Annotated in this window: 22 protein-coding genes; 12 read left to right on the top strand and 10 right to left on the bottom strand. The window is 61.8% G+C overall.

Annotated features, from left to right (window positions below):
• Window positions 1-100: 100 nt before the first annotated feature.
• The 3 genes from AX760_RS20590 (at window position 101) to AX760_RS20580 (ending at window position 2302) form a co-directional block, all read left to right on the top strand.
• Window positions 101-1063 (top strand): calcium-binding protein, encoded by a 963-nt coding sequence (locus AX760_RS20590; RefSeq protein WP_071834874.1) that lies wholly within the window; start codon window positions 101-103, stop codon window positions 1061-1063.
• 338 nt (window positions 1064-1401) lie between these two features.
• Window positions 1402-1785: a DUF6152 family protein gene (locus AX760_RS20585; RefSeq protein WP_071834873.1), complete on the top strand. Its 384-nt coding sequence runs from the start codon at window positions 1402-1404 to the stop codon at window positions 1783-1785.
• 40 nt (window positions 1786-1825) lie between these two features.
• The gene (locus AX760_RS20580) at window positions 1826-2302 is read left to right on the top strand and encodes a DUF6644 family protein (protein WP_071834878.1); all 477 of its coding nucleotides are present in this window, start codon (window positions 1826-1828) and stop codon (window positions 2300-2302) included.
• Window positions 2303-2327: 25 nt separating this feature from the next.
• Here the strand turns inward: AX760_RS20580 and betA are convergent, their stop codons facing one another.
• A complete protein-coding gene (gene betA, locus AX760_RS20575; protein WP_071834872.1) occupies window positions 2328-3980 on the bottom strand; it encodes a choline dehydrogenase in 1653 nt (550 codons plus the stop codon).
• Window positions 3981-4113: 133 nt separating this feature from the next.
• Between betA and AX760_RS20570 the strand changes: the two genes are divergently transcribed.
• The 3 genes from AX760_RS20570 (at window position 4114) to AX760_RS20560 (ending at window position 5199) form a co-directional block, all read left to right on the top strand.
• Window positions 4114-4461, top strand: a complete 348-nt coding sequence (locus AX760_RS20570; RefSeq protein ID WP_071834871.1) for a hypothetical protein — start codon at window positions 4114-4116, stop codon at window positions 4459-4461.
• 120 nt (window positions 4462-4581) lie between these two features.
• Window positions 4582-4821 carry a type II toxin-antitoxin system RelE family toxin gene (locus tag AX760_RS20565; RefSeq protein WP_071834870.1) on the top strand — a complete coding sequence of 80 codons (240 nt, stop codon included), beginning with the start codon at window positions 4582-4584 and terminating at the stop codon, window positions 4819-4821.
• A 12-nt stretch (window positions 4822-4833) separates the two neighbouring features.
• A complete protein-coding gene (locus AX760_RS20560) occupies window positions 4834-5199 on the top strand; it encodes a helix-turn-helix domain-containing protein (RefSeq protein WP_071834869.1) in 366 nt (121 codons plus the stop codon).
• A gap of 302 nt (window positions 5200-5501) precedes the next feature.
• On the opposite strand, the gene betB is transcribed toward AX760_RS20560, so the two are convergent.
• From betB to betI, 3 genes are read right to left on the bottom strand one after another with little or no spacing between them, the layout of a single operon-like run.
• Window positions 5502-6965: a betaine-aldehyde dehydrogenase gene (gene betB / locus AX760_RS20555; protein WP_071834868.1), complete on the bottom strand. Its 1464-nt coding sequence runs from the start codon at window positions 6963-6965 to the stop codon at window positions 5502-5504.
• Window positions 6966-6967: 2 nt separating this feature from the next.
• The gene (gene betC, locus AX760_RS20550; protein WP_071834867.1) at window positions 6968-8506 is read right to left on the bottom strand and encodes a choline-sulfatase; all 1539 of its coding nucleotides are present in this window, start codon (window positions 8504-8506) and stop codon (window positions 6968-6970) included.
• A complete protein-coding gene (betI, locus tag AX760_RS20545) occupies window positions 8503-9108 on the bottom strand; it encodes a transcriptional regulator BetI (protein ID WP_071834877.1) in 606 nt (201 codons plus the stop codon). The genes betC and betI overlap by 4 nt, the downstream gene beginning before the upstream one ends.
• A 286-nt stretch (window positions 9109-9394) precedes the next feature.
• On the opposite strand from betI, the gene AX760_RS20540 reads away from it, so the two are divergent.
• Window positions 9395-11200, top strand: a complete 1806-nt coding sequence (locus tag AX760_RS20540) for a bifunctional diguanylate cyclase/phosphodiesterase (RefSeq protein ID WP_071834866.1) — start codon at window positions 9395-9397, stop codon at window positions 11198-11200.
• A gap of 55 nt (window positions 11201-11255) precedes the next feature.
• Here the strand turns inward: AX760_RS20540 and AX760_RS20535 are convergent, their stop codons facing one another.
• Together AX760_RS20535 and AX760_RS20530 are read right to left on the bottom strand one after the other, a co-directional pair.
• A complete protein-coding gene (locus AX760_RS20535) occupies window positions 11256-12788 on the bottom strand; it encodes an ABC-F family ATP-binding cassette domain-containing protein (protein ID WP_071834865.1) in 1533 nt (510 codons plus the stop codon).
• A gap of 536 nt (window positions 12789-13324) precedes the next feature.
• Complete coding sequence (locus AX760_RS20530) at window positions 13325-13498, bottom strand: hypothetical protein (RefSeq protein WP_245295071.1); 174 nt, start codon at window positions 13496-13498, stop codon at window positions 13325-13327.
• Between the two features lie 375 nt (window positions 13499-13873).
• Between AX760_RS20530 and AX760_RS20525 the strand changes: the two genes are divergently transcribed.
• On the top strand, window positions 13874-14872 hold the full coding sequence (locus AX760_RS20525; RefSeq protein ID WP_071834876.1) for an NAD(P)H-quinone oxidoreductase: 999 nt from the start codon (window positions 13874-13876) through the stop codon (window positions 14870-14872).
• A 329-nt stretch (window positions 14873-15201) separates the two neighbouring features.
• On the opposite strand, the gene AX760_RS20520 is transcribed toward AX760_RS20525, so the two are convergent.
• Together AX760_RS20520 and AX760_RS20515 are read right to left on the bottom strand one after the other, a co-directional pair.
• A complete protein-coding gene (locus AX760_RS20520) occupies window positions 15202-16176 on the bottom strand; it encodes a GGDEF domain-containing protein (RefSeq protein WP_175552107.1) in 975 nt (324 codons plus the stop codon).
• Window positions 16177-16381: 205 nt separating this feature from the next.
• Window positions 16382-17119: a DUF3750 domain-containing protein gene (locus AX760_RS20515; protein ID WP_071834864.1), complete on the bottom strand. Its 738-nt coding sequence runs from the start codon at window positions 17117-17119 to the stop codon at window positions 16382-16384.
• A gap of 79 nt (window positions 17120-17198) precedes the next feature.
• Here AX760_RS20515 and AX760_RS20510 point away from each other — a divergent pair, with 79 nt between their 5' ends.
• Window positions 17199-18206 carry an asparaginase gene (locus AX760_RS20510; protein ID WP_071834863.1) on the top strand — a complete coding sequence of 336 codons (1008 nt, stop codon included), beginning with the start codon at window positions 17199-17201 and terminating at the stop codon, window positions 18204-18206.
• Window positions 18206-18703: a GNAT family N-acetyltransferase gene (locus tag AX760_RS20505; RefSeq protein ID WP_071834862.1), complete on the top strand. Its 498-nt coding sequence runs from the start codon at window positions 18206-18208 to the stop codon at window positions 18701-18703. The genes AX760_RS20510 and AX760_RS20505 overlap by 1 nt, the downstream gene beginning before the upstream one ends.
• A gap of 207 nt (window positions 18704-18910) precedes the next feature.
• Here AX760_RS20505 and AX760_RS20500 read toward each other — a convergent pair whose 3' ends face one another.
• Complete coding sequence (locus tag AX760_RS20500; RefSeq protein ID WP_071834861.1) at window positions 18911-19663, bottom strand: DeoR/GlpR family DNA-binding transcription regulator; 753 nt, start codon at window positions 19661-19663, stop codon at window positions 18911-18913.
• A 97-nt stretch (window positions 19664-19760) separates the two neighbouring features.
• Here AX760_RS20500 and AX760_RS20495 point away from each other — a divergent pair, with 97 nt between their 5' ends.
• Both AX760_RS20495 and AX760_RS20490 read left to right on the top strand, forming a co-directional pair.
• Window positions 19761-20132, top strand: coding sequence for a DUF4406 domain-containing protein (locus AX760_RS20495; RefSeq protein ID WP_071834860.1), 372 nt, complete (start codon window positions 19761-19763; stop codon window positions 20130-20132).
• Window positions 20133-20223: 91 nt separating this feature from the next.
• Window positions 20224-20844 carry a glutathione S-transferase family protein gene (locus AX760_RS20490; protein WP_071834859.1) on the top strand — a complete coding sequence of 207 codons (621 nt, stop codon included), beginning with the start codon at window positions 20224-20226 and terminating at the stop codon, window positions 20842-20844.
• Between the two features lie 13 nt (window positions 20845-20857).
• On the opposite strand, the gene AX760_RS20485 is transcribed toward AX760_RS20490, so the two are convergent.
• Complete coding sequence (locus tag AX760_RS20485) at window positions 20858-21115, bottom strand: hypothetical protein (protein WP_071834858.1); 258 nt, start codon at window positions 21113-21115, stop codon at window positions 20858-20860.
• Window positions 21116-21205: the final 90 nt, after the last annotated feature.

Raw genomic sequence — 21205 nt, 5'->3', positions numbered from 1 at the left:
TGATAAAGATAATCATATTTTATGGACAAAACTTGACTAATTATATCATCTTAAACACGCCGTGTTCCTGTAGATTTTTCCAACCGCTTCGGGGCATGCAATGACCATCACTATCTCCGCAACAGACGTTAACAAGGACGGCACCGGTGTCGACGTGCTCGCCTATCTGAACAAATTTGACAGCGGCTTCGTCTCGAACGGCCGTGGCCAGTTCAGCGGCGCCGATGGCATGTCGGGCGAGCAATATGCCGTGACCGACGGAAAGACCGCGACAACGGGTCTTGTCTTCGATTCGGGCAAGACAGACTGGTCCTACAACATGACCTCGCATCAGGTGGCGGGCTCGCTCAACGCGCTGCGGTTCGGCACCTCGACAGCGCTCGATGCCACCAAACACGTGTTCACCCAGGCCACCGATCTGAAGATTTCCGGCCTCGGGCTGGAAACCAGCGCAGACGCCAATGCCATGCGCTCCGGCCTGTCGTCCGCCGATACCAGCGGCCTTCTCGCGCTTTTGAAGAAGAACAGCATCGCCTTTTCCGGCAGCACCGGCAATGATGCGTTTTCCAGCTTCGACCACAACGATACGCTGAACGGCGGCGCCGGCAACGACAAGCTCTACGGCAAGGGTGGCAATGACACGCTGAAGGGCGGCACCGGCAATGACAGGCTTGAGGGTGGTACCGGCAATGACAGCATCTATGGCAACACCGGCAACGATGTGCTGGTCGGCGGCTCCGGCAATGACAAGCTGAACGGCGGTGCCGGGAACGACACGCTCGAAGGCGGCAAGGGAACCGACAGTCTCGTCGGCGGTGCCGGCCGCGATACCTTCATCTTCGCAAAGGATACCGGCAAGGACACGATCGTCGATTTCGACGCCGGCAGCGCCTCCGGTGACGTGCTGCGCCTCGATAACGACATTCTGGCAACCTTCACCGCCGTCAAGGCGGCTGCGACCAACACGGCAGATGGCCTGCTGATCAAATACGGATCGGGTTCGATCCTGCTTGAAGGCATCGAGAAGGCCGACCTGCATAGCAACGACTTCTTCTTCGTCTAGTCCTCGCACCGCAACGGAACAGCGCTGAACACCGCACATCCATCAGATGTGCGGTGTTCAGCCGTTTCTTCGCCTCGTCCTCGCCGGACCTCGTCCCTGCCGCACAGGCCAGCCACCGGGAAATTCCGCCATTGTACCTCTTTTGATCACCCCGCACGCGCCAGCGCTCGCATAAACAGCCTCGGTGTTGCCAAAACCATGGACGGGAGGACGGGCTTTCGGCATTTCAAGCGATTGTGTCTGCACCCTGTGGACCGTTCAAGAAACCGTGACCGCCCTTTCCATCGCAACGCATGGTGCCATCTCCTGTTCGTGAAACAGACAAAAGGAGCCAGACCATGACCATTGCGCGTTCAAGTCTCTTTGCCGCCTTCGGCCTCTCGATGCTGGCGGTGACAACCGCCTCGGCCCATCACGGCTGGTCCTGGGCGCAGGGCGAGCAGACCGAACTGACCGGAACGATCAAGAGCCTGTCCTTCGCTCCGCCACATCCGTCTCTGGAGATCACGGCAGCAGATGGAACCGACTGGCAAATCGACCTTGGCAATCCGCGCGGGACTGAGCGCTCCGGTTTTGCGCCGGGCTCGGCCAATGTCGGCGATGATATCATTATTCTCGGCAATCGCTCGCTGGACGAAAATGAAAAGTTGATGAAGGCCGTGCGGATCACCGTCAAAGGCAAGGCCTTCGATATCTATCCCGAACGCATCAAGACGAACTGATCGCCTCATGGCCGGGTTTATGGATGGTTTCATGGCCGCGATCATGACCGGCCTTGTCTGGCTGGAGCAATCGGGCGTGGCTGCGGCCATGACGGCCTGGCCGGCCCTCTATATCGTCGTCAGCGCCGCCCATATCCTGTCGATCGGCCTGATCATCGGGGCGATCCTACCGCTGGATCTGCGTCTGCTCGGCTTCTTCCGTCAGGCGCCGCTCGCCGCCATCGCGCCGCTTCTGTCGCGAACAGCCACTGCAGGCGTGGCATGCGCGCTTGTCACCGGCGTTCTGCTGTTCACCGTGCGCGCCCGGGAATATGCGGCCAATCCCGCCTTTCTGATCAAGCTCGGGCTTGTGGCCTTCGCCATCCTCAACGCTGTCATGCTCCATCGCGGCCTGGCCTGGAAAGAGGCGCTGGCACGCGACGGCCACCCGGCGCTCTCTGTCCGGATCGCGGCCATGTTGTCGCTCGTCCTCTGGCCGGGCGCCGTCCTCGCAGGACGCTGGATCGGCTTTCTCTGACGGTGGTGCCTCAATCGCCGCGACACTACCGGTCGCTGGTTTCCCAGCGCGGATTGATCCACGGTTCCTGGTTGGAGCGGGCCAGCATGCCCTTGCCGAGGATATGGTCGGCTGCTTTTTCGCCGGTCATGATCGAGGGGCCGTTGAGGTTGCCATAGGTCACATGCGGAAAGATCGAACTGTCTGCGACGCGCAGGCCCTCGACGCCGATGACCCGTGTTTCCGGATCGACCACGGCCATCGGATCATTGGCGTCGCCCATCCGGCACGTGCCGCAGGGGTGATAGGCGCTTTCCAGATGCTCGCGCAGGAAGCCGTCGATCTGCTCGTCGGTCGTGACATTCTCGCCCGGCTGGATTTCCGGCCCGCGATAGGGATCAAACGCCTTCTGGCCGAAGATCTCGCGGGTCAGGCGCACGCAATGGCGGAATTTCTCCCAGTCCTCCGGGTGGCTCATATAGTTAAACCGGATGACCGGATCTGCCTTCACGTCGGGCGAGCGCAGCGTCACGGAACCGCGCGATTTCGACTGGTTGTAGCCGACATGCACCTGGAAGCCATGGCTCTTGGCCGCCGCCTTGCCGTCATAGGAAATCGCCACCGGCAGGAAGTGATACTGGATGTCCGGCTGCTTGACGCCCGGCGCCGAGCGCAGGAAGGCGCAGGATTCAAACTGGTTGGAAACGCCAAGGCCAGATTTGGTAAACAGCCATTGCGCGCCCGCGACCCCCTGCCAGAACCAGGGCAGCCAGGAATAGAGCGAGACCGGCTTGGTCGAGACCTGCTGGAAATAGAACTCCATGTGGTCCTGCAGATTGGCGCCAACGCCGGGACGGTCGACCTTGACCTCGATGCCCATCTCTTTGAGATGTGCGCCGGGTCCGATGCCCGACAGCATCAGAAGCTTCGGCGAATTGAAGGACGAGGCCGATATGATGACCTCTCGGTTTGCCTTCACGATCTCGATTTTTCCGCCGCGCTCGATCTCGACGCCAACGGCGCGGCCGTTCTCGATGACGATCTTGCGGGCATAGCAGCGCAGCAGTTCGACATTCGGCCGCTTCAGGGCCGGACGCAGATAGGCCGTTGCCGCTGACCAGCGCCGACCATTGTGCACCGTCTGCTCCATCAGGCCGAAGCCTTCCTGCTTGGCGCCGTTATAGTCGTCCGTCAGCTCGAAACCGGCCTGCTCTCCGGCATCGACGAAGGCCTTGAACAACGGGTTCTTGAAGGAGCCGCGCCGCACATGCAAAGGCCCGTCCGTGCCACGCCAGCCCTCCTCGCCGCCGTGCGAATTTTCCATGCGCTTGAAATAGGGCAAGACATCCGCATAGCCCCAGCCGCGCGCGCCAAGCTCTTCCCACGCATTGAAGTCTTCCATCGAGCCGCGCACATAGACCATGCCGTTGATCGACGACGATCCGCCAATGACCTTGCCGCGCGGCGCGGTGATCCGCCGGTTGTTGAGATTGGGCTCGGGCTCCGAGTGATAACCCCAGTTGTAGCGGCTCATGCTCATCGGCCAGGCAAGCGCCGCCGGCATCTGGATGAACGGCCCGAAATCCGAACCACCGAACTCCAGAACGAGAACAGTGTTCTTGCCGTCTTCCGAAAGGCGGTAGGCAAGGGCCGAGCCCGCCGAGCCGGAACCGATGATGACGTAATCTGCGCTTTGCATGGTGTTGGCTCGCTTAGGTTCTGTTAGGCATGGTTGAAATTATTCAATGAAGGATACAGCTTGTCTCGGTTGAAAACCCCACTGATCGATACGACGTCTCTGGAGTATCCATATTCACGGTTATGCACGCAGAATGATCAAAGATGGCTTCCAGGATAAATTGCTGAAGAAGTTGAGCGCGATTGATCGCGAGCGCTTGGATGCTGAGACGATGCGCAAGATAAACACGCCGCGCGCCAGAAGTACCTTTTGGGCTGATTTTCGAGGCTCGGCCGCGTGGAGTATGCGCCAGCAACGTCGATTTTTGGCCACGATCCTTGCGTGCGTGCTGATCGCCGTGTTGGCCGCGAAAGTTTCGCCAGCACTGGCTGTCGTCTGGGTACTCGCGCTCTGCCTTGTCGTCCTGTATAGCGTATGCCGCTTTCTGTACGCCATTCTCAGCATGGGATACGTTTTCCTCACGTGGAAGACTAAGACATAACAAGCTGGTGTTTGATTGCGAACGAGGCTCATCCGTATTGTTGCCTGTTCCTCTGGCTTGTTCTCGCAAATAGCTATATTTCGAATGGCAAATTTTATTGCTTAGAGCTATGATATAGCAATGAGAGAGATCATCTACACGCGTGATGCTCGCAAAAGCTTGGGTAGAATGCAGCCAAAACGGCGAGCGGCGATCTTCTCTCGGCTTGAGGAATACGCGAGCGGTCGCTCCGTCGATATCAAGAAAATGAAGGGAAATCCCTACTTTCGCATCCGCGTCGGCGATGACCGCGTCATCATTGATGATCAAGGCGTCGTCATCGAAGTGATCGATGCAGGACCCAGGGGCAGTATCTACTAGGAGTGGTTCAGCATGAACGATGTACAGAGACTGACCATCGATGGAAAAACCTATGTCCTGCTCAGCGAGGAGGACTACGAGGACCTGATGGATGGCCTGCATGCGAGTGCGATCATGGCGCGGGTGGCTGCGGGCGAAGAGACTTGGCCACACCACCTTGTTGTCGAACTCTGGGAAACCGACAGCCGCATACGCACCCTCAGGAACTACCGTGGACTGACCATGTCCCAACTGGCGAAAGCTGCCGGCATCTCCCAGCCCTATCTCTCGGAGATCGAGGCTGGCAAGAAGACCGGCTCCGTCGATGTCCTGAAGCGCATTGCGGTCGCGCTCAAGGTCGATCTCGACGATCTCGTCGTGGAGGTTACGAAGGACTGAGGCGCCCATATCAATACAGCGCCTCGACCTTGCCCATCGCCGCATACACGCTCTTCAGATCGTCACCGCAGTTCAGCGCCGAGCCCGTGGAGCCGGAAAGGAGGATGTTGTTGTCTGCCTGTTGCATGGGCCGGCCTCTTTTGTTTCGGCGCTCGATATGTCGGTGATCTCCCCCCTTGAGGGGGAGATGTCGGCGTCGCCGACAGAGGGGGGTGGGCCAGCCCGAAATTCGAGGAGCGTTACCCCCTCTGTCCCTCCGGGACATCTCCCCCTAAAGGGGAGATCGGCCGCAGGCTTCTGGCTCAATAAGGCGACTGCACAGGCCCCATTGCCACGTACACGCTCTTCAGCTCGCTGTAGTGGTTCAGCGCCGCAATCGAGTTCTCGCGACCGAAACCCGACTGCTTGGAACCGCCGAAGGGAACCTCCACCGGCGCCAGATTATAGGCGTTGATCCACAGCGTCCCGGCTTCGAGCGCATCGACCACGCGGTGGGCGCGGGTGATGTCCTGTGTAAAGACGCCGGCCGAGAGGCCGAACTCGGTGGCATTGGCGCGAGCGACGACCTCGTCTTCATTGTCGAAATCGAGCACGCACATGACAGGCCCGAAGATTTCCTCGCGGCAGATGGTCATGTCGTCGGTGACGTCGGCAAACACGGTCGGCTGGATGTAATTGCCGGCCGACGAGACTGAGTTCGGAATGCCGCCGCCGGTGAGCAGCGTGGCGCCCTCGGCCTTGCCCTTTTCGATATAGGAAAACACCTTGTCGAGCTGCGCCTTCGAGACCATCGGCCCGAACTGTGTCGCCTCATCCATGGGGTCGCCGATGATGATCTTTTCCGTGCGTTCCTTGAGCCGCGACAGGAACTTGTCCTTGATGCCCTTCTGCACGAAGACGCGGGTGCCGTTCGAGCAGACCTGGCCGGTCGAATAGAAATTGCCGAGCATGGCGCCGCCAATGGCGCTTTCGAGGTCGGCATCGTCAAACACGATCAGTGGCGACTTGCCGCCGAGTTCCATCGTCACATGCTTTAGGGAGGCTGCGGCAGCACTCGCCACCTTCTTGCCGGTCTCGACCGAGCCGGTCAGCGAAACCTTGGCGACATCAGGGTGATTGACGAGCAGCGGCCCGGTCGCCCGATCGCCCTGGATGACGTTGTAGAGCCCCTTCGGCAGGCCGGCCTCGACAAGGATTTCGGCGATCTTCAGCGCCCCGAGCGGCGTGTTTTCCGACGGCTTGAAGATCATGGCATTGCCGCAGATCAGCGCCGGTGCGCCTTTCCAGCAGGCGATCTGCTGCGGATAGTTCCAGGCGCCGATGCCGACGCAGACGCCGAGCGGGACGCGCTTGGTGAAGGCAAAATCGCCGCCCAGCGGGATATAGTCGCCGTTCAGCGCCGCAGCCGCGATGCCGCCGAAAAATTCGAAGGCGTCGGCGCCCGAGGTCGGATCGGCAACGATCGTCTCCTGGATCGGCTTGCCGGTGTCGAGCGTCTCGAGTTCGGACAGTTCGCGGTTGCGCTCCCGCATGATATCTGCGGCGCGCTTCAGGATACGGCCGCGGGCTGTCGGGCTCATCGCCGCCCATGCCGGCTGGGCGCGTTTGGCGGCCGCAATCGCCTTTTCGACGATGGCCGGCGTTGCCGCATGCAGCCGGGCAATGACTTCGCCGGTTGCCGGATAGAGGCTGTCGAACGGTGCGCCGGCCGTGTCCTCGACATAGTCGCCGTCGATGAAGTGGGAGGCTTTCGGTTGGGCTTTCATGATCATTCCCCCCTCGGGTAGCGTTTGGAATCCTCGAGATTGTCGAGGTTCATGTGGTTGCGCATGTAGCGCTCGGATGCTTTTTGCAGCGGCTGGTGGTCCCAGGGATAATAGGCGCCATTGCGCAACGCCTCGTAGACCACCCAGCGCCGTGCCTGGCTTTCGCGCACGGCCGCGTCGAATTGCGCCATGTCCCAGCGCGCCTCGCGCATATCCGTAAAGGCCTTCAGCGTGGCTAATATGACGGAATCGGTCGGATCGCTCGCCAGATTGTTCAGCTCCAGCGGATCGGCTTCGAGATTGAACAGCTGGTCCGGATCAAGCGCGCAGTGGATGTATTTCCACTTTCCCTCGCGGATGCAGACCATCGGCGCATAGGAGCCTTCGGCGGCATATTCCATCAGCACCGGCGAGATCCGTTCCTCCCCGTCGATCACGGGCTTGAGGCTTTCGCCGTCCGTCCATGGCATGATTTCGTCCATGGAAATACCGGCGAGATCGCAGAGCGTCGGCGTCACGTCGAGATTGGAAACCGGGGCCAGATGCAGGCCGGGCGCCACGCCCGGACCAGCCACCATCAGGGGCACGCGGGCCGAGCCCTCGAAGAAATTCATCTTGAACCACAATCCGCGCTCGCCGAGCATGTCGCCATGGTCGGAGCAGAACAGGATCATCGTGTTGTCGAGCATCCGGGTGCGCGTCAGCGTGTCGATGAGGTCGCCGACCTTTTCGTCGAGATAGGAGATATTGGCGAAATAGGCCTGCCGCGAACGGCGGATGTTTTCGCGGGTCACGTCGAAGGAGACATAGTCGCAGGCATGGATCAGGCGCAGCGCATGCGGGCACTGTTCCTCGATCGGCAGCGCGCCGACCTCCGGTTCCAGATGCGCGCAATTTTCATAGAGATCCCAGAATTTTCTGCGGGCGACATAGGGGTCGTGCGGATGGGTGAACGACACAGTCAGGCACCAGGGGCGGCGGTCCTCATCATCGTTCTCGCGGGCGAGATGATAGAGCTTCTGGTTGGCCAGAAACGCCACCTCGTCGTCATATTCCATCTGGTTGGTGATTTCGGCGGTGCCGGCGCCCGTGACGGAGCCGAGATTGTGGTACCACCAGTCGATCCGCTCGCCCGGCTTGCGATAATCCGGCGTCCAGCCGAAATCGGCCGGGTAGATGTCGGTGGTCAGCCGCTCCTCGAAGCCGTGCAACTGATCCGGTCCGACGAAGTGCATCTTGCCCGACAGCGCCGTGTAGTAGCCGGCGCGCCGCAGGTGATGCGCATAGGTCGGGATCGAGGAGACGTATTCGGCGGCATTGTCATAGACCTGCGTGCGGCTCGGCAATTGCCCGGCCATGAACGAGGCGCGGGCCGGGGCGCAGAGCGGCGAGGAGGTGTAGTTGTTGGCAAAGCGGGCCGAACGCTTGGCCAACGCCTTCATATGCGGTGCATGCAGAAAGTCGGCCGGGCCATCCGGAAAGAATTTTCCGTTCAGCTGGTCCACCATGATGATGAGAATATTGGGCTTCTGGACGGTCAAAGGCTCTGTCCCCCGCTGTTCGAAACCAGGCGCAGATGCGCCGTCACATAATCTTCCACCAGTGCGATCGAGGCATCGATGCTGACGGGGGCCGATTTCAGTCCCTGCCGCAGATAGAGCCCGTCGATCATTGCCGACGCACCTTCGGCGATCCGCGCCGCATCGTCGGGTGGGCAAAGATGCCGGAGACTGGCGAGAAAATTCGAGCGCAACCGGCGGGCATAGACAACCAGCAGCCGACGGGTTTTCTCCGAGCGCTGGGCCTCGGAATAGAAGGCGAGCCATGCCGCCACCGTCTCGGGCGCAAACTGGTGCGCCTGGAAATTGACGCGGATGACGGCGGACAGTCGTTCCCGCGGCGTCGTCGCCTGCTGCAAGGCGGCCACCGTGTCTGCCCGCAACTGCCGCAACAGGCTGCGGATCGTCTCGATCACCAGTTGCTCCTTGGAGCCGAAATAATGATGGGCAAGTGCCGCCGAAACGCCGGCATGGCGGGCGATTTGCGACATGGTGACCGTCAGCGAGCCATGATCGCCCACCGCCCTCAGTGTCGCATCCACCAGCGCCTTGCGGCGCACCGGTTCCATCCCGACTTTCGGCATTTTCATCCCCTTGTTGAGGGCAGTTTATTTTTGATTGATCCATCAATCAATAAAAAATTGAACGCCGATCCAGGAAATTTCAAGGCTTGTTTTCAAGCCGCGGCACCGGAGGATACCCAGTCTCGGATGGGAGGCTTCATCGTTGAGGAAACGACGTTCGGTAGATCATTCTAACATATTGTAGTCGTTGAACTTTCATGAAAGTTTCACATTGCGAAAACGGAAAATTCAGCTTTCCGGCCCGATTCTGCGCGCAGTCTGTCCCGCCTGTGTCCGGAGTCTCGCAATGCCTGCCAACCCTGCCGCCAAAATGCTGTCACTGCGCCGTTTCGGCAGCGACCAGATCGTCACGCTCGCAAAACTTGCCATTGAGAACGCCTTTCAGCCGATCGCTGAAGTGGCGACCGGGGCGGTGTTCGGCTACGAGACGCTGATGCGCGGCTACGAGCGTCTGGGCTTTGCCTCGCCGCTAGACCTTCTCGACAAGGCCGAGGAGGCGGGCCAGTTGATGGCTCTGGAGCATATGATCAACAGCCGTGCCTTTGCCGGGTTCGCCAGCCTTCCGGATTTTGCCACACGCACGCTATTCGTCAATTTCGATAGCCGGATGATCGGCAGCGAGGGCGATCTGGTCGAGCGCATGGGCAATCACCTGCATCGGGCCGGTATCCCGCCATCCTCGATCTGCTTCGAGCTGTCGGAGCGGTTTGACAGTGGCCGCATGCCCGATTTCGCCGGTCTGGTAAAGCGCCTGCGCCTGGCCGGCTTCAAGCTGGCGATCGATGATTTCGGCGTCGGCTTCAACGGGCTGAAGCTGCTCTGCGACCAGCCGGTCGATTATGTGAAAATCGACCGCCATTTCATCACCGGGATCGATGCGAGCCCGCGCAAGCGCCATCTGGTCAAGCACACGGTCAACACCGCCCATGTGCTCGGCACACGGGTGATCGCCGAGGGCGTCGAAACGGAGGCGGAGTTCCTCACCTGCCGCGATCTCGGCTGCGATCTGGTGCAGGGGTATTTCATCGCGCGGCCTACAGTGCATCTGGCCGACCTGCAGCCGGCCTATCCGCATCTGGAGCAGGGCAGTCATTCACGCCGCCAGCCGGCGTCGCTCGACAGCATCCTCATCCGCAAGCAGATCGAACAGGTGCCGGCCCTGCGCGAGAACGACAGTCTCGATTCCATTTTCGAGCTGTTCCGCAGATCGCCGCAGCGCAGCTTCTTCCCGGTGCTGAACGCCAATGGCGAGCCGCGCGGCGTGCTGCACGAATATCACGTCAAGGAGATGATCTATCATCCCTTCGGTCGCGACCTGCTGAAGAATCGCCTCTACCAGCGCAACATCTCGCATTTCGTCAATCCCGCCCCGATCGCCGATCTGGAAACGCCCGCCGATGAAATGTTGAAGATCTTTGCCGGCATGGACGGCAGCGATTGCGTGATCGTCACCGAAAACATGCGTTATGCCGGCGTGCTGTCGGCGGCCTCCCTTTTGAAAATCATCAGCGAGAAGCAGCTGAAGACCGCCCAGGAGCAAAACCCGCTGACCGGACTTCCCGGCAATCGCGCCATCCGCGATCATGTCCAGGAGGCGGTGCTCGACGGTGACCGGACGCGTTACTTCTGCTACTGCGACTTCGACAGCTTCAAGCCGTTCAACGACCACTACGGGTTCCAGAAGGGCGATCTGGCGATCTCGCTGTTTGCCGCCCTGATGCGCCGCCATTTCGTCGGGGAGGACAGGTTTCTTGGCCATGTCGGCGGCGATGATTTCTTCATCGGCATTTCAGGCATGTCAGAAGGGGAACTGCACGGGGTCCTGGGGCGGTTGCTGTCGGATTTCAAAATCGAGGTTGCCCAGCTTTATTCGTCGGAACATCAGTCAGCAGGTTACATGAACGGTCACGGTCGCAGCGGCGAACGTACGGTTTTCCCGCTGATGCGTTGCTCCGTCGGTGTCGTCGGCCTGCCCGAGGGCGTCATGTTTTCCGATACCCAGGCCGTCAGCGCCCGCATCGCCGAAATCAAGAGCCGGGCCAAGGACAGCGACACCGGCCTCGTCATCGAAACCTTCGGCGGTCAGGACTGAAGGCAGCTGTTGGCGCGGGGCCAGCCCTTGGAGCAGGGGCCAGCCTCTCGCATTGTCAAGGCGCACCCGCGCCGCCCATCGCTGCGAAGAAGGCCTCCGGACCATCCAGTTCGACCAGCGTCTTCCTGTCGATCAGCCAGAAGCGGTTGCCGACGGCGCGAACGAACGACCGGTCGTGCGAGACAAGCAGGCAACTGGCCTTGTGATCCAGAAGTTCGCTCTCCAACGCTTCCTGCCCGTCAATGTCGAGATGGTTGGTCGGCTCGTCGAGCAGGTAGAAATTGGGTTCTGCAAGCCGCAGGAACAGCATGCCGAGCCGCGCCTTCTGGCCGCCGGACAACTGGCCGATCGGCCGCGCTTGCATCTCGACCGACAGTCCGGCGCCGGCCAGCAGCGAACGCGCCCGCAGATCGCCGACATCGAAGCGGTGCACAATGCTGTGCATCGGCGTCTCGCCTTCGGAGAGATCAGCCAGTGCCTGGTCGCCATAACCGAGCACCAGGGACGGGGTCGCCTTGATGCCGTCCTGGCTCACATCTGCCTTGCCGATTGCCCGGCGCAGCATGGCGACGAGCCGGGTCTTGCCGGCACCGTTTGCGCCGAGAAGTACGATCCGGTCGCCCTGGCAGATGAACTGCCTGCCCGTGCGAAACAAAAGTGTGCCGTCCGGCGTCGTCACCGCCGCATCCTCCAGCGTCACCAGAACCTTGGCATGGGTGCCGCGATTGGCAAGCCGGATCGCGCCGGCAGAACGTTCCAGATGCGCCGGCCGTGTCGCGCCCTCAAGCCTGTCGGCGCGCTGTTTCAGCTGTTTGGTCTTCACCACCAGAAGATCGCTGCCGGAGTTGACGCCGATATTGTTGAGCTTGGCCGCCTGCTGGCGTAATTGCTGGGCGGCTTTCATGTCGCGCTGGTAGCGCCGCCCGTCGGACGCGTCACCCTCGTCAAGAGCAACCCGGGCGCGGCTGTAGGGCAGCGGAAACATCTGTGATCGCTCCGGGCGCAGGAAAAGGGTGCGGTTGGTGGTGGCGTCGAGAAAGGCGCGGTCATGACTGGAGATGATCACCGGCAGGTCGCGCGGCAGGGCGTTCAGCCATTGCTCAAGCTGGCCGATGCGGGCAAGATCGAGATGGTTGGTCGGCTCGTCGAGCAGCAGCATATCAGGCTCGGTCACCCAGATGCGGGCCAGCATGGCAAGCCGCTGCCAGCCGCCGCTCAGCTGGCTCAGCGTTCGCTGGCGCATCGCCTCCGGCACATCAAGGGATTCGAGCGCGACATCCACCCGCCAGCTTTCGCTCGACTGCTGCTCGGCCGGCAGGGCGGCCAGAACCGCGTCGTAGAACGTATGGTCGAGCAGGGCCTGCGGCACGTTCTGCTCGACATAACCGATGGTCAGGCCGCGAGACTTGGTGATCACACCGTCGGTGGGTTCCAACTGGCTGGCGATGCAGCGCAAAAGCGTCGATTTTCCTCTGCCATTGGCCGCGACGAGGCCGATGCGGTCGCCGGCATTGACGGTCAGGTTAAGGTCGGAAAACAGACGGCTGCTCAGCGTCACGCCGAGACTGCGGATATTCAAAAGGCTCATGATCGTTCTCTGGTCTGGCCGTCGAACACGCTGCTCGGGCCTATGGCCGCAGGCAAAGGGCGTGTCGGGTCACGGCAGGTTTATGAAACGCCAGCGCCGCAAGGCAGCCGGCAGTGCCACGAAGGGCAGACCAGGACGAGGGGTCGAGAAACAGCCTCTGGTCAGCCCTGCAAACGCATTTGCAGGGCGTTGACGGGGCCACGCTGGCGATGGTGCCGGAAATAAACAGTCATGCGCAGCCCTCCTTTCACAATCGGTTTCACCCGTTGAAATATCATTGGCGACGCCAGCGATCAAGAGGGCGTTGCTCCCGCAGGATGCGCGCCAAGGCCCGCCGCGCCGGCCACGGCGAACACAAGAAAACGGGCTGGAACCCATCATGGCTTCCGGCCCGTTTCCGCATGATCCCGACGCGTCTGTCCGCCACCGGCTCTGCTCAGGCCCGACTGGCTGCTGTTACTGCACCAGCGTCACCGCTGATGCCTCATGTTTCTTGTTCACGATGTCATAGGCGATCCTGACCGTCTCGCCGGCTTTCAGTCCCGGGTCCTTGAAAGGGCCGGGAGCGTAAAGGCGGTGCCGTCGCGCAGGGGCAGCGTCATCGCCCTGGCATTGTAGGCCTTGATGGTGCCGGTGCTTTCGGCGGCAAAGGCTGCCGAGGACAGCGAGATGGCAGAAATGACAGGCAGGGATGTGAGAAGAGCACGCATGGGCGTCGTCCTCGTTCGGCCGGTTCAACGGGCGTAACGGCGAAACCGTCCGGAGCGCGTCGTGTCGCGGCCCATCTGGCCGCCGTCGTTTCCCGGTTTCGAGACGGCGCCTGGGCTGCGATTTCGCCGCTTTCAAATGAAGGAAACTTAATTCTCGGACGCTGCACCGTGACGGAATTTTGCCATGATGCAGCGCAGCATCCGCCGGTTGCGCAGCGCCGCAGGACTTGCTGTTGCCGGCGACGTCGCGACCGATTTCTTCGGTGGCGGCGCAATTTCATCCGAAAAACGGAACGCCGCCTTTGTCCTTTGCGGCCTTCACGCTAGATAGACCATCCTGTCAGACAGACGATGACCAGCAATGAGGACGCCGCCGTGACCCTGCCGACCGAAATGACCTATGTCGATCTTCCCACGCCCGGTGCGGCGGAAAACATGGTGCTTGCCAGGGGACCGCTGCCGGCGGTCCATCCCGGCGACATCCTGATCCGCGTCGAGGCGGCCGGCGTCAACCGGCCGGATGTGCTGCAGCGGCTCGGCAATTATCCGCCGCCGCCGGGCGCAAGCCCGGTGCTCGGGCTTGAGGTCGCCGGCGAGGTGGTGGCGCTGGGCGAGGGGACCGAAGGCTTCATTGTCGGCGACCGGATCTGCGGTCTCGCCAATGGCGGCGGTTATGCGCAATATTGCGCCCTGCCGGCGACGCAGGCCATGCCTTGGCCGAAGGGCTACGATGCCGCGCGTGCGGCAGCGCTGCCCGAGACCTTTTTCACGGTCTGGGCCAATGTCTTCCAGATGGCCGATCTGGTCGAGGGCGAGACGATCCTGATCCATGGCGGATCGAGCGGCATCGGCACCACGGCGATCCAGCTGGCCAAGGCGTTCGGGGCGGAAGTCTTCGTCACCGTCGGCAGTCAGGACAAGGCCGATGCCTGCGTGGCACTCGGCGCCCGCCGGGCAATCAACTACAGGACCGAGGATTTCAAGGCGGTGATCCTCGAGGAAACCGGCGGCCGCGGCGTCGATGTCGTTCTCGATATGGTCGGCGCGCCCTATTTCGAGCGCAACATCGCGTCGCTGGCCAAGGATGGCCGTCTGTCGATTATCGCCTTTCTGGGGGGTGCTACGGTCGAGACGGCCAATATCGCGCCGATCCTCGGCAAGCGGCTGACCATCATGGGCTCGGCCATGCGGCCGCGCACGGCATCGGAAAAGGAGGCGATCCGCGATGATCTCGAGGACAATGTCTGGCCGCTTCTCGAAAGCGGCGAGATCGCGCCGGTGATGCAGGCTGTCATTCCCTTCGAGCAGGTGGTCGAGGCGCACCGGTTGATGGAGGCCGGCGATCACATCGGAAAAATAGTCCTGACATTCTGACAAAAGCCATGGGCAAAGCCTCTTGCAATCGTCGAAAATCGGACTACCTTGAAGCTACGATTAACGCAACGAAAGGAAGGTGATCCAATGTCCAATGAGATTTCGAGCCTCGTGACCGGCATGGGAATTGTGGTGGAATTGTCGAGGCAGCCCTCGATCTGATCCCCGCCTTCCTGCGGGTCGCATGCCACAGTCGGGCATGCGGTCCGGGCCTTTCATCTGGCCAAAACTCATGGAAGGGCCGCCTCGTGCGGCCCTTTTTTGTTGCCGGCTTTTCGGATGATGTTCTTCTGGAACGTCTCGTGCGGAATTGGAAAAACGGCTGGACGTCAGTCCGCTACGTCGACGCAGTCGCGCCCGCGCGACTTGGCGCCATACAGCGCCCGGTCGGCCTTCTGGAACAGGTTTTCCGGCGTTTCGCCCGCATAGTCGGCAATCCCTGCCGACATCGTATAGGTGAGGTCGAGGCCTTCGATCTGCGGCCTAAGGCTCAGCTGCATGCGCAACCGCTCCGTCGCCCGCAACGCGTCGTGGCGTGCCGCGTGCGGCATCAGGAGCATGAATTCCTCGCCGCCGATGCGCGCCAGCAGATCGCTCTTGCGCAGCAGCCGTTTTCCCGTCTCTGCAAAGTGGCACAGCACGTCGTCGCCCGCCTTGTGGCCGAAGCGATCGTTGATCGCCTTGAAATGATCGAGATCGATCAGCACCAGCGACAGCGGCGTGGCCGTCTTGTCAGCCAGCGCGATGGCCTCGGCAAAGGCCGCCATGGCCTGGCGGCGGTTGGGCAGGCCGGTCAGACTGTCTGTTCCTGCCGCGATTTCGGCGGCGTCGCGCGCCATCTGCAACATGCGCTCGTTGGATTTGAGGACGGTGATATCGGTGACCACGAGCAGGATCCAGCCGCCGGCATAGCTGGTTTCGCTGGCCCAGAACCAGCGCCCGTCCGCCATGTCGATCTCGAAGGCGCGGTGCGGCGCCGACCGTCGTTTGGCGGCGGCCAGCAGAAGCCAGGCGTCGATGTGGGTCGAGAACTTCGGACCTTTGCCCGCCGCATGGCAATGGCGCATGACATCGGCGAAGGTTCGGGCGTCGGGCTGCACATCATAGAGTTCGGCAAAGGCGCTGGATGCGAAAGCCAGCGTGTCGTCGGGCGCAAACAGCACCACGGCAGTTGCGCTCGCCTCGAATCCGGCAGCGATCAGATCGACGAGAACGCTGTCCGAACCGGCTATGTCGGTCCGGATCGCGCGCCCGGCAATGGGCCGGCGCGTCTCCGCGGCCTGTCGTCTCTGGCCTCTGTCCAAGATAACGGCACCTTTCCCGTGAACCGGACCGCACGGCCCCGGCCGCATGGATTTTCGATTGAGCGAAGCGTAGTGCCTCGGCGTTAAGAAACCCTGATGGCAAAAGGCTGCGAACGCAGGCAGTCTGGGAGACGCGCCGGAAAAAGCAGCGGATCTCTGCCGGGCTGTCCCCGGCTATGCGCAGTGGGTCATGCCTGCCTCAGGCTCAGACGCCGAAACGGCCGAGCGCCGGGATTTTCAGCCCGGGCCGCTGGATATCGATACCGGCGACCAGGCCCATGACATGAATTTCAAGACCGCTGCGCCAACCGGCGGAGAAGCCGATCAGCCCGTAGAGTGTCGCATGCAGGTCGCGGCCGTCCGTATCGATCTGGAACAGTTTGCCCTCCGGCAGATAGTCGCGGCCGACGGCGTCCGGTGGCAACACGGCATCGAGTTCCGGCACGGAACGCAGCACATGGGCAACGAAGGTATTCGAATTTGGTCCCGGCCAGATGCGGTAACCGCCGGCCGTGGCATAGGGATAGGCCTGAATCGCCTGCTCGACCTTGGGGATCAGCCGCTCGGCTTCAGCGCCGGTGACCGACGTCACCAGATGCGGCGTATTCGAATACCAGCGGGCATCGGCCGGATAGCCGTTGCGGCGGATCGGCGATCCCCAGCCGACCTTGTCATAGCGATTGTAGGTTTCGTCGCCCGCACGCTTGGTGACGATCCAGGAGTGGCTGGCAAAGGCGCCTTTCATGCCTCCGGTCTGCGCCGAAAAAATGTAGACGGCGGCATCGGGGTTCGCGGTCGCCGCCGGCAGGACCTTGGCCGAACTCCAGTCGGCCTCCCGCCAGCTCTGTGGCCGGTCCTTGACATACCAGAGGCCGGCAGAAGCGAGCGCCGGCAGGAGATAAACGATCAAAAGGGCAAGCAGCATTCTTCGGATAAATCTCATATAAGGGCCGGTTTCGCGTGAGTTTTGAAAAGACTTCCGCTAAAAGCGCATTCGAACGCGGAAATTTGAGGGCAGGATCATGTCGAACCCGGTATTGGTGGACGTTACACGCGGAAATCTCGTCGAAAGCCGCCATCGCGGCATGGTGATCGTCGTCGATGGCGATGGCAAGACGGTGTTTTCGCTCGGCGATACCGAAGCGGGCGTTTTCCCGCGCTCGGCCTGCAAGGCGATGCAGGCGCTGCCGCTGGTCGAGAGCGGTGCTGCCGATGCCTACGGGCTTTCGCAAAAGGCGCTGGCGCTGGCCTGTGCCTCGCATAGCGGCGAGCCGGAGCATGTGGCCATGGCGGCCAGCATGCTTGCCGCTGCCGGTCGCGATGCCTCCGTGCTGGAATGCGGCGCGCACTGGTCCTTCGAGCAAAAGCCGCTGATCGAGCAGGCCCGCACGCTGGCGCAGCCGACGGCGCTGCACAACAATTGCTCGGGCAAACATTCCGGCTTCATCTGTGCCGCCTGCCATACGGGCACCGACACGAAGGGGTATGTCGGCTATGATCACCCGGTCCAGCAGGAAATCCGCGGCGTCATGGAAGCGTTGACCGGGGCGGCACTCGCCCACGACAATTGCGGCGTCGATGGCTGCTCGATCCCCACCTATGCCGTGCCCTTGAACAAACTCGCCCATGGTTTTGCCAAAATGGCGACGGGCACGGGGCTGGAACCCGTTCGCGCTGGCGCTTCCCGCCGGCTGATCGAGGCCTGCATGGCCGAACCCTTCTATGTGGCCGGTACCGGCCGCGCCTGCACCCGCCTGATGAAGACGGCGCCGGGCCGCATCTTTGCCAAGACCGGCGCGGAAGGCGTGTTCTGCGCCGCCATTCCGGAAAAGGGGCTGGCGATTGCACTGAAATGCGAAGACGGCGCCACCCGCGCCGCCGAAGCCATGGTGGCCGCGACGCTTGCCCGCTTCTTCGTCGACGAACCCGAACTCCATGCCGCCCTGATGGCGCAGGCCAATCACACGATGCGCAACTGGAACGGCATCGCCGTCGGCGACGTCAGAGTGACCGACGCGTTCAACCGCTGATGGAAGGCGGGATACCTGGCACACCGGAACTCGCCCTGCGGCCCATGCGTGACGTGGAATTCGCCGCCTATCTCGCCTATTTCGTGCCGGATTACGCGGCCGAGATGGCAACGAACTACGGTCTTTCCGCAGCGCAGGCCCTTACCCGCGCCAGCGCCGAAGTCGCCGATGACCTGCGGGGCGGTCCACGGACCGAAGGCGAGGTGCTGCTGTGCCTCGTCGATGAACGAGACACGCTTCTCGGTTATCTCTGGTACAGGCCGGACATCGCCCAGCGATCCGCCTTCATAAGCGATTTTCACATCCTGCCCGCCCATCAGGGAAAGGGCTTTGGCAAAACGGCGCTCGGCCTGATCGAGGCCCGTCTCGCCGCCGAAGGCCTCACCGAAATCCGCCTGCGTGTTGCCGCCGACAACGTCCGCGCCAGGCATGTCTATGAGACCTCCGGCTTTCGCACGACCGGTTTCAATATGAGCAAGCGGATCGGCGAGGTTTAGTCGCCGATGCGATGGGGTGCCATTGCGCCGTGCAGCTTATGGCCTGACCTATGACGCGATGCGTTGTGAGTGACCTTTGCCGACAGGAAACAGAACAGATTTGATCTGGCAAGCGCAGCCGCAAACGACCGCCTGACATGCAGGCAGTCGCGTTGCGCAAGCTGCGTTTGATCGATGCTGCAACCCGTGTTCAAGACCTTGGGGACATCAGGCCGCGATCATCTGCAGCGCCATGTCGCGGTAAGGGGCAAGCGTTTGCTCGTCGATGTCCTGCTGCACGATCAAGCCGGCCAGCCGTTCGACCGGCATGATCCGGTGCGGCGAGGTGGCGCCGAATTTCTCGTTTGTGGCACAGACGAAGGTTTCGGCCGCTTGCGCAGCGATCGCCCGCTTGATCGCGGCTTCCTCGAAATCGCCGGTGGACAGGCCATGGGCCGGGTGCAGCGCGGTCACGCCCATGAAGAAGATGTCCGGCCGCATGGCCTCGATTGCGGCAAGGGTCGTTGCACCGGTCGCAACCATGGAATGCTTGTAGAGCCTGCCACCGATCAGGATGACGTCGGCTGCGTGCCGCACCAGTTCCGCAGCGATCGTCGGGCTGTGGGTGGCGATGGTGACGGCGAGATTTCGGGGTAGGGCGCGGGCGATCTCGGCATTGGTGGTGCCGCCATCAAGGAAGACGAGTTGGCCCGGCCTGATCAAGCCGGCAGCCATTTTGCCGAGATCCCGTTTTGCCGTGCCGGCCATCGTCTGGCGCGCGGGGAAATCCGGCAGCGGCGGCTGCAGCGGCAACGCCCCGCCATGCACGCGCTGCAGCAAGCCTTCCGCCGCCATGTCGCGCAGGTCCCGCCGGATCGTGTCTTCGGAAAGGTCGAGTTCATCCGCCAGCGCCTTGGCCACCAGTTGGCCATCGCTGGCCAGTCGCGCCGTAATCAGTGCCCGTCTTTGTGATGTCAGCATGGCTGTCCTGCTCCTTGACTCTGCATTGTTTTGCATGATTAAACGAAAATATCCAGAAATATCTGGAATTATCGTGCAAATATGAGAGGAAAATCCCATGCTGATCCTGATTGCCGGCCCCTATCGTTCCGGCACCGGTGACGACCCGGAAAAGATGGCGGCCAATCTGAGGGTTCTGGAGGCGCCGTCGCATGCGCTGTTTGCGGCCGGCCATCTGCCTGTCATTGGCGAGTGGGTGGCTCTGCCGATCTGGCATGTGGCCGGCGGCCAGCATGTCGGTGATGCGCTTTACGAAGAGATCTTCCATCCTGTCGCCGGGCGGTTGCTGGCACTCTGCGATGCCGTTTTGCGGCTTCCCGGTGCGTCCAAGGGGGCTGACAATGACGTGAGGATCGCCACTGAACGTGGTATTCCCGTCTTTTACCGGTTGGAAGACGTGCCGGGCTGCGCAATCGTCACGCCTGCGTGAAGCCCGGATCATCGGCTGGCCTTTGCCAGGGGGCGATGTTACGCCTTGGCAAAGGCCGTTCGGGCCCGAACGATGATGGAAGGTCTTTCCCATGCTGACGCTTTTCTATGCACCCGGAACCTGTTCGCTGGCGGCGCATATCGTGCTCGAAGAGATCGGCGCGCCCTATGAAGCGCGGCGGCTCGATTTTTCCGCGCAGCAGCAGACGTCGCCTGACTTCCTGTCGTTGAACCCCAAAGGGCGGGTGCCGGCGTTGTCCACCGATCGTGGCATTATCACCGAGACGCCGGCGATCCTTGCCTTTCTTGCGCAGGCGTTTCCGGCCTCCGGCCTGGCGCCGCTCGACGATCCGTTCGCATTCGCCCGCCTGCAGGCCTTCAACAGCTACCTGTGTTCGACGGTGCATGTCGCCCACGCCCATGGCCGTCGCGGCAGTCGCTGGACCGACGATGGCGCCGCCATCGAGACGATGAAGCAGAAGGTCCCGCAGACCATGGCTGCCTGTTTCGATTTCATCGAAACGACGATGCTCGCCGGTCCCTGGGTCATGGGGCAGGACTACACCGTTGCCGATGCCTACCTCTACACCATGGCCGGATGGCTGGAGGCCGATGGCGTCGATCCAGCCCGCTTCCCGGGCGTGCTCGATCATCGCACCCGCATGGCGGAACGCCCGGCGGTCAAAGCGGTGCTGGCGGTCCTGAAAGGGTGATGGCAGGGTCGCCTCAGCAGGCCTTGCGTAAATTCTGACCTGCAGGCAACGGCCGCGATGGTGCCTTGACCGGCGGCACCGGGTCGCCGGCCGAAGCCGCGATCGGCCCCGGTCTGGCAAATCCGGGCATTGGCAGGTCGCCGAGCATGCGCTGGTCCATCCGAGCAAGGTCGGGGTGGCGCAGCGGATCGCGGATCCAGGCCAGGTCATGTTCGGGTGGCATTGCGCTACCGGTCAGCAAATCTGTGATCATCGAGCCCAGGGTCGCCATGGCAATCCTCCTTTTCACGCTTCGATCATCGGCGCCTTCAGTCGTTTTCGCAATTGAGATTGCTGGCATGTTGCTATAGAAAATCTATAT

The organism is Pararhizobium antarcticum (genome assembly GCF_001885585.1).
Lineage (GTDB): Bacteria > Pseudomonadota > Alphaproteobacteria > Rhizobiales > Rhizobiaceae > Pararhizobium > Pararhizobium antarcticum.
This window is presented reverse-complemented; position numbering and strand designations above follow the sequence as displayed.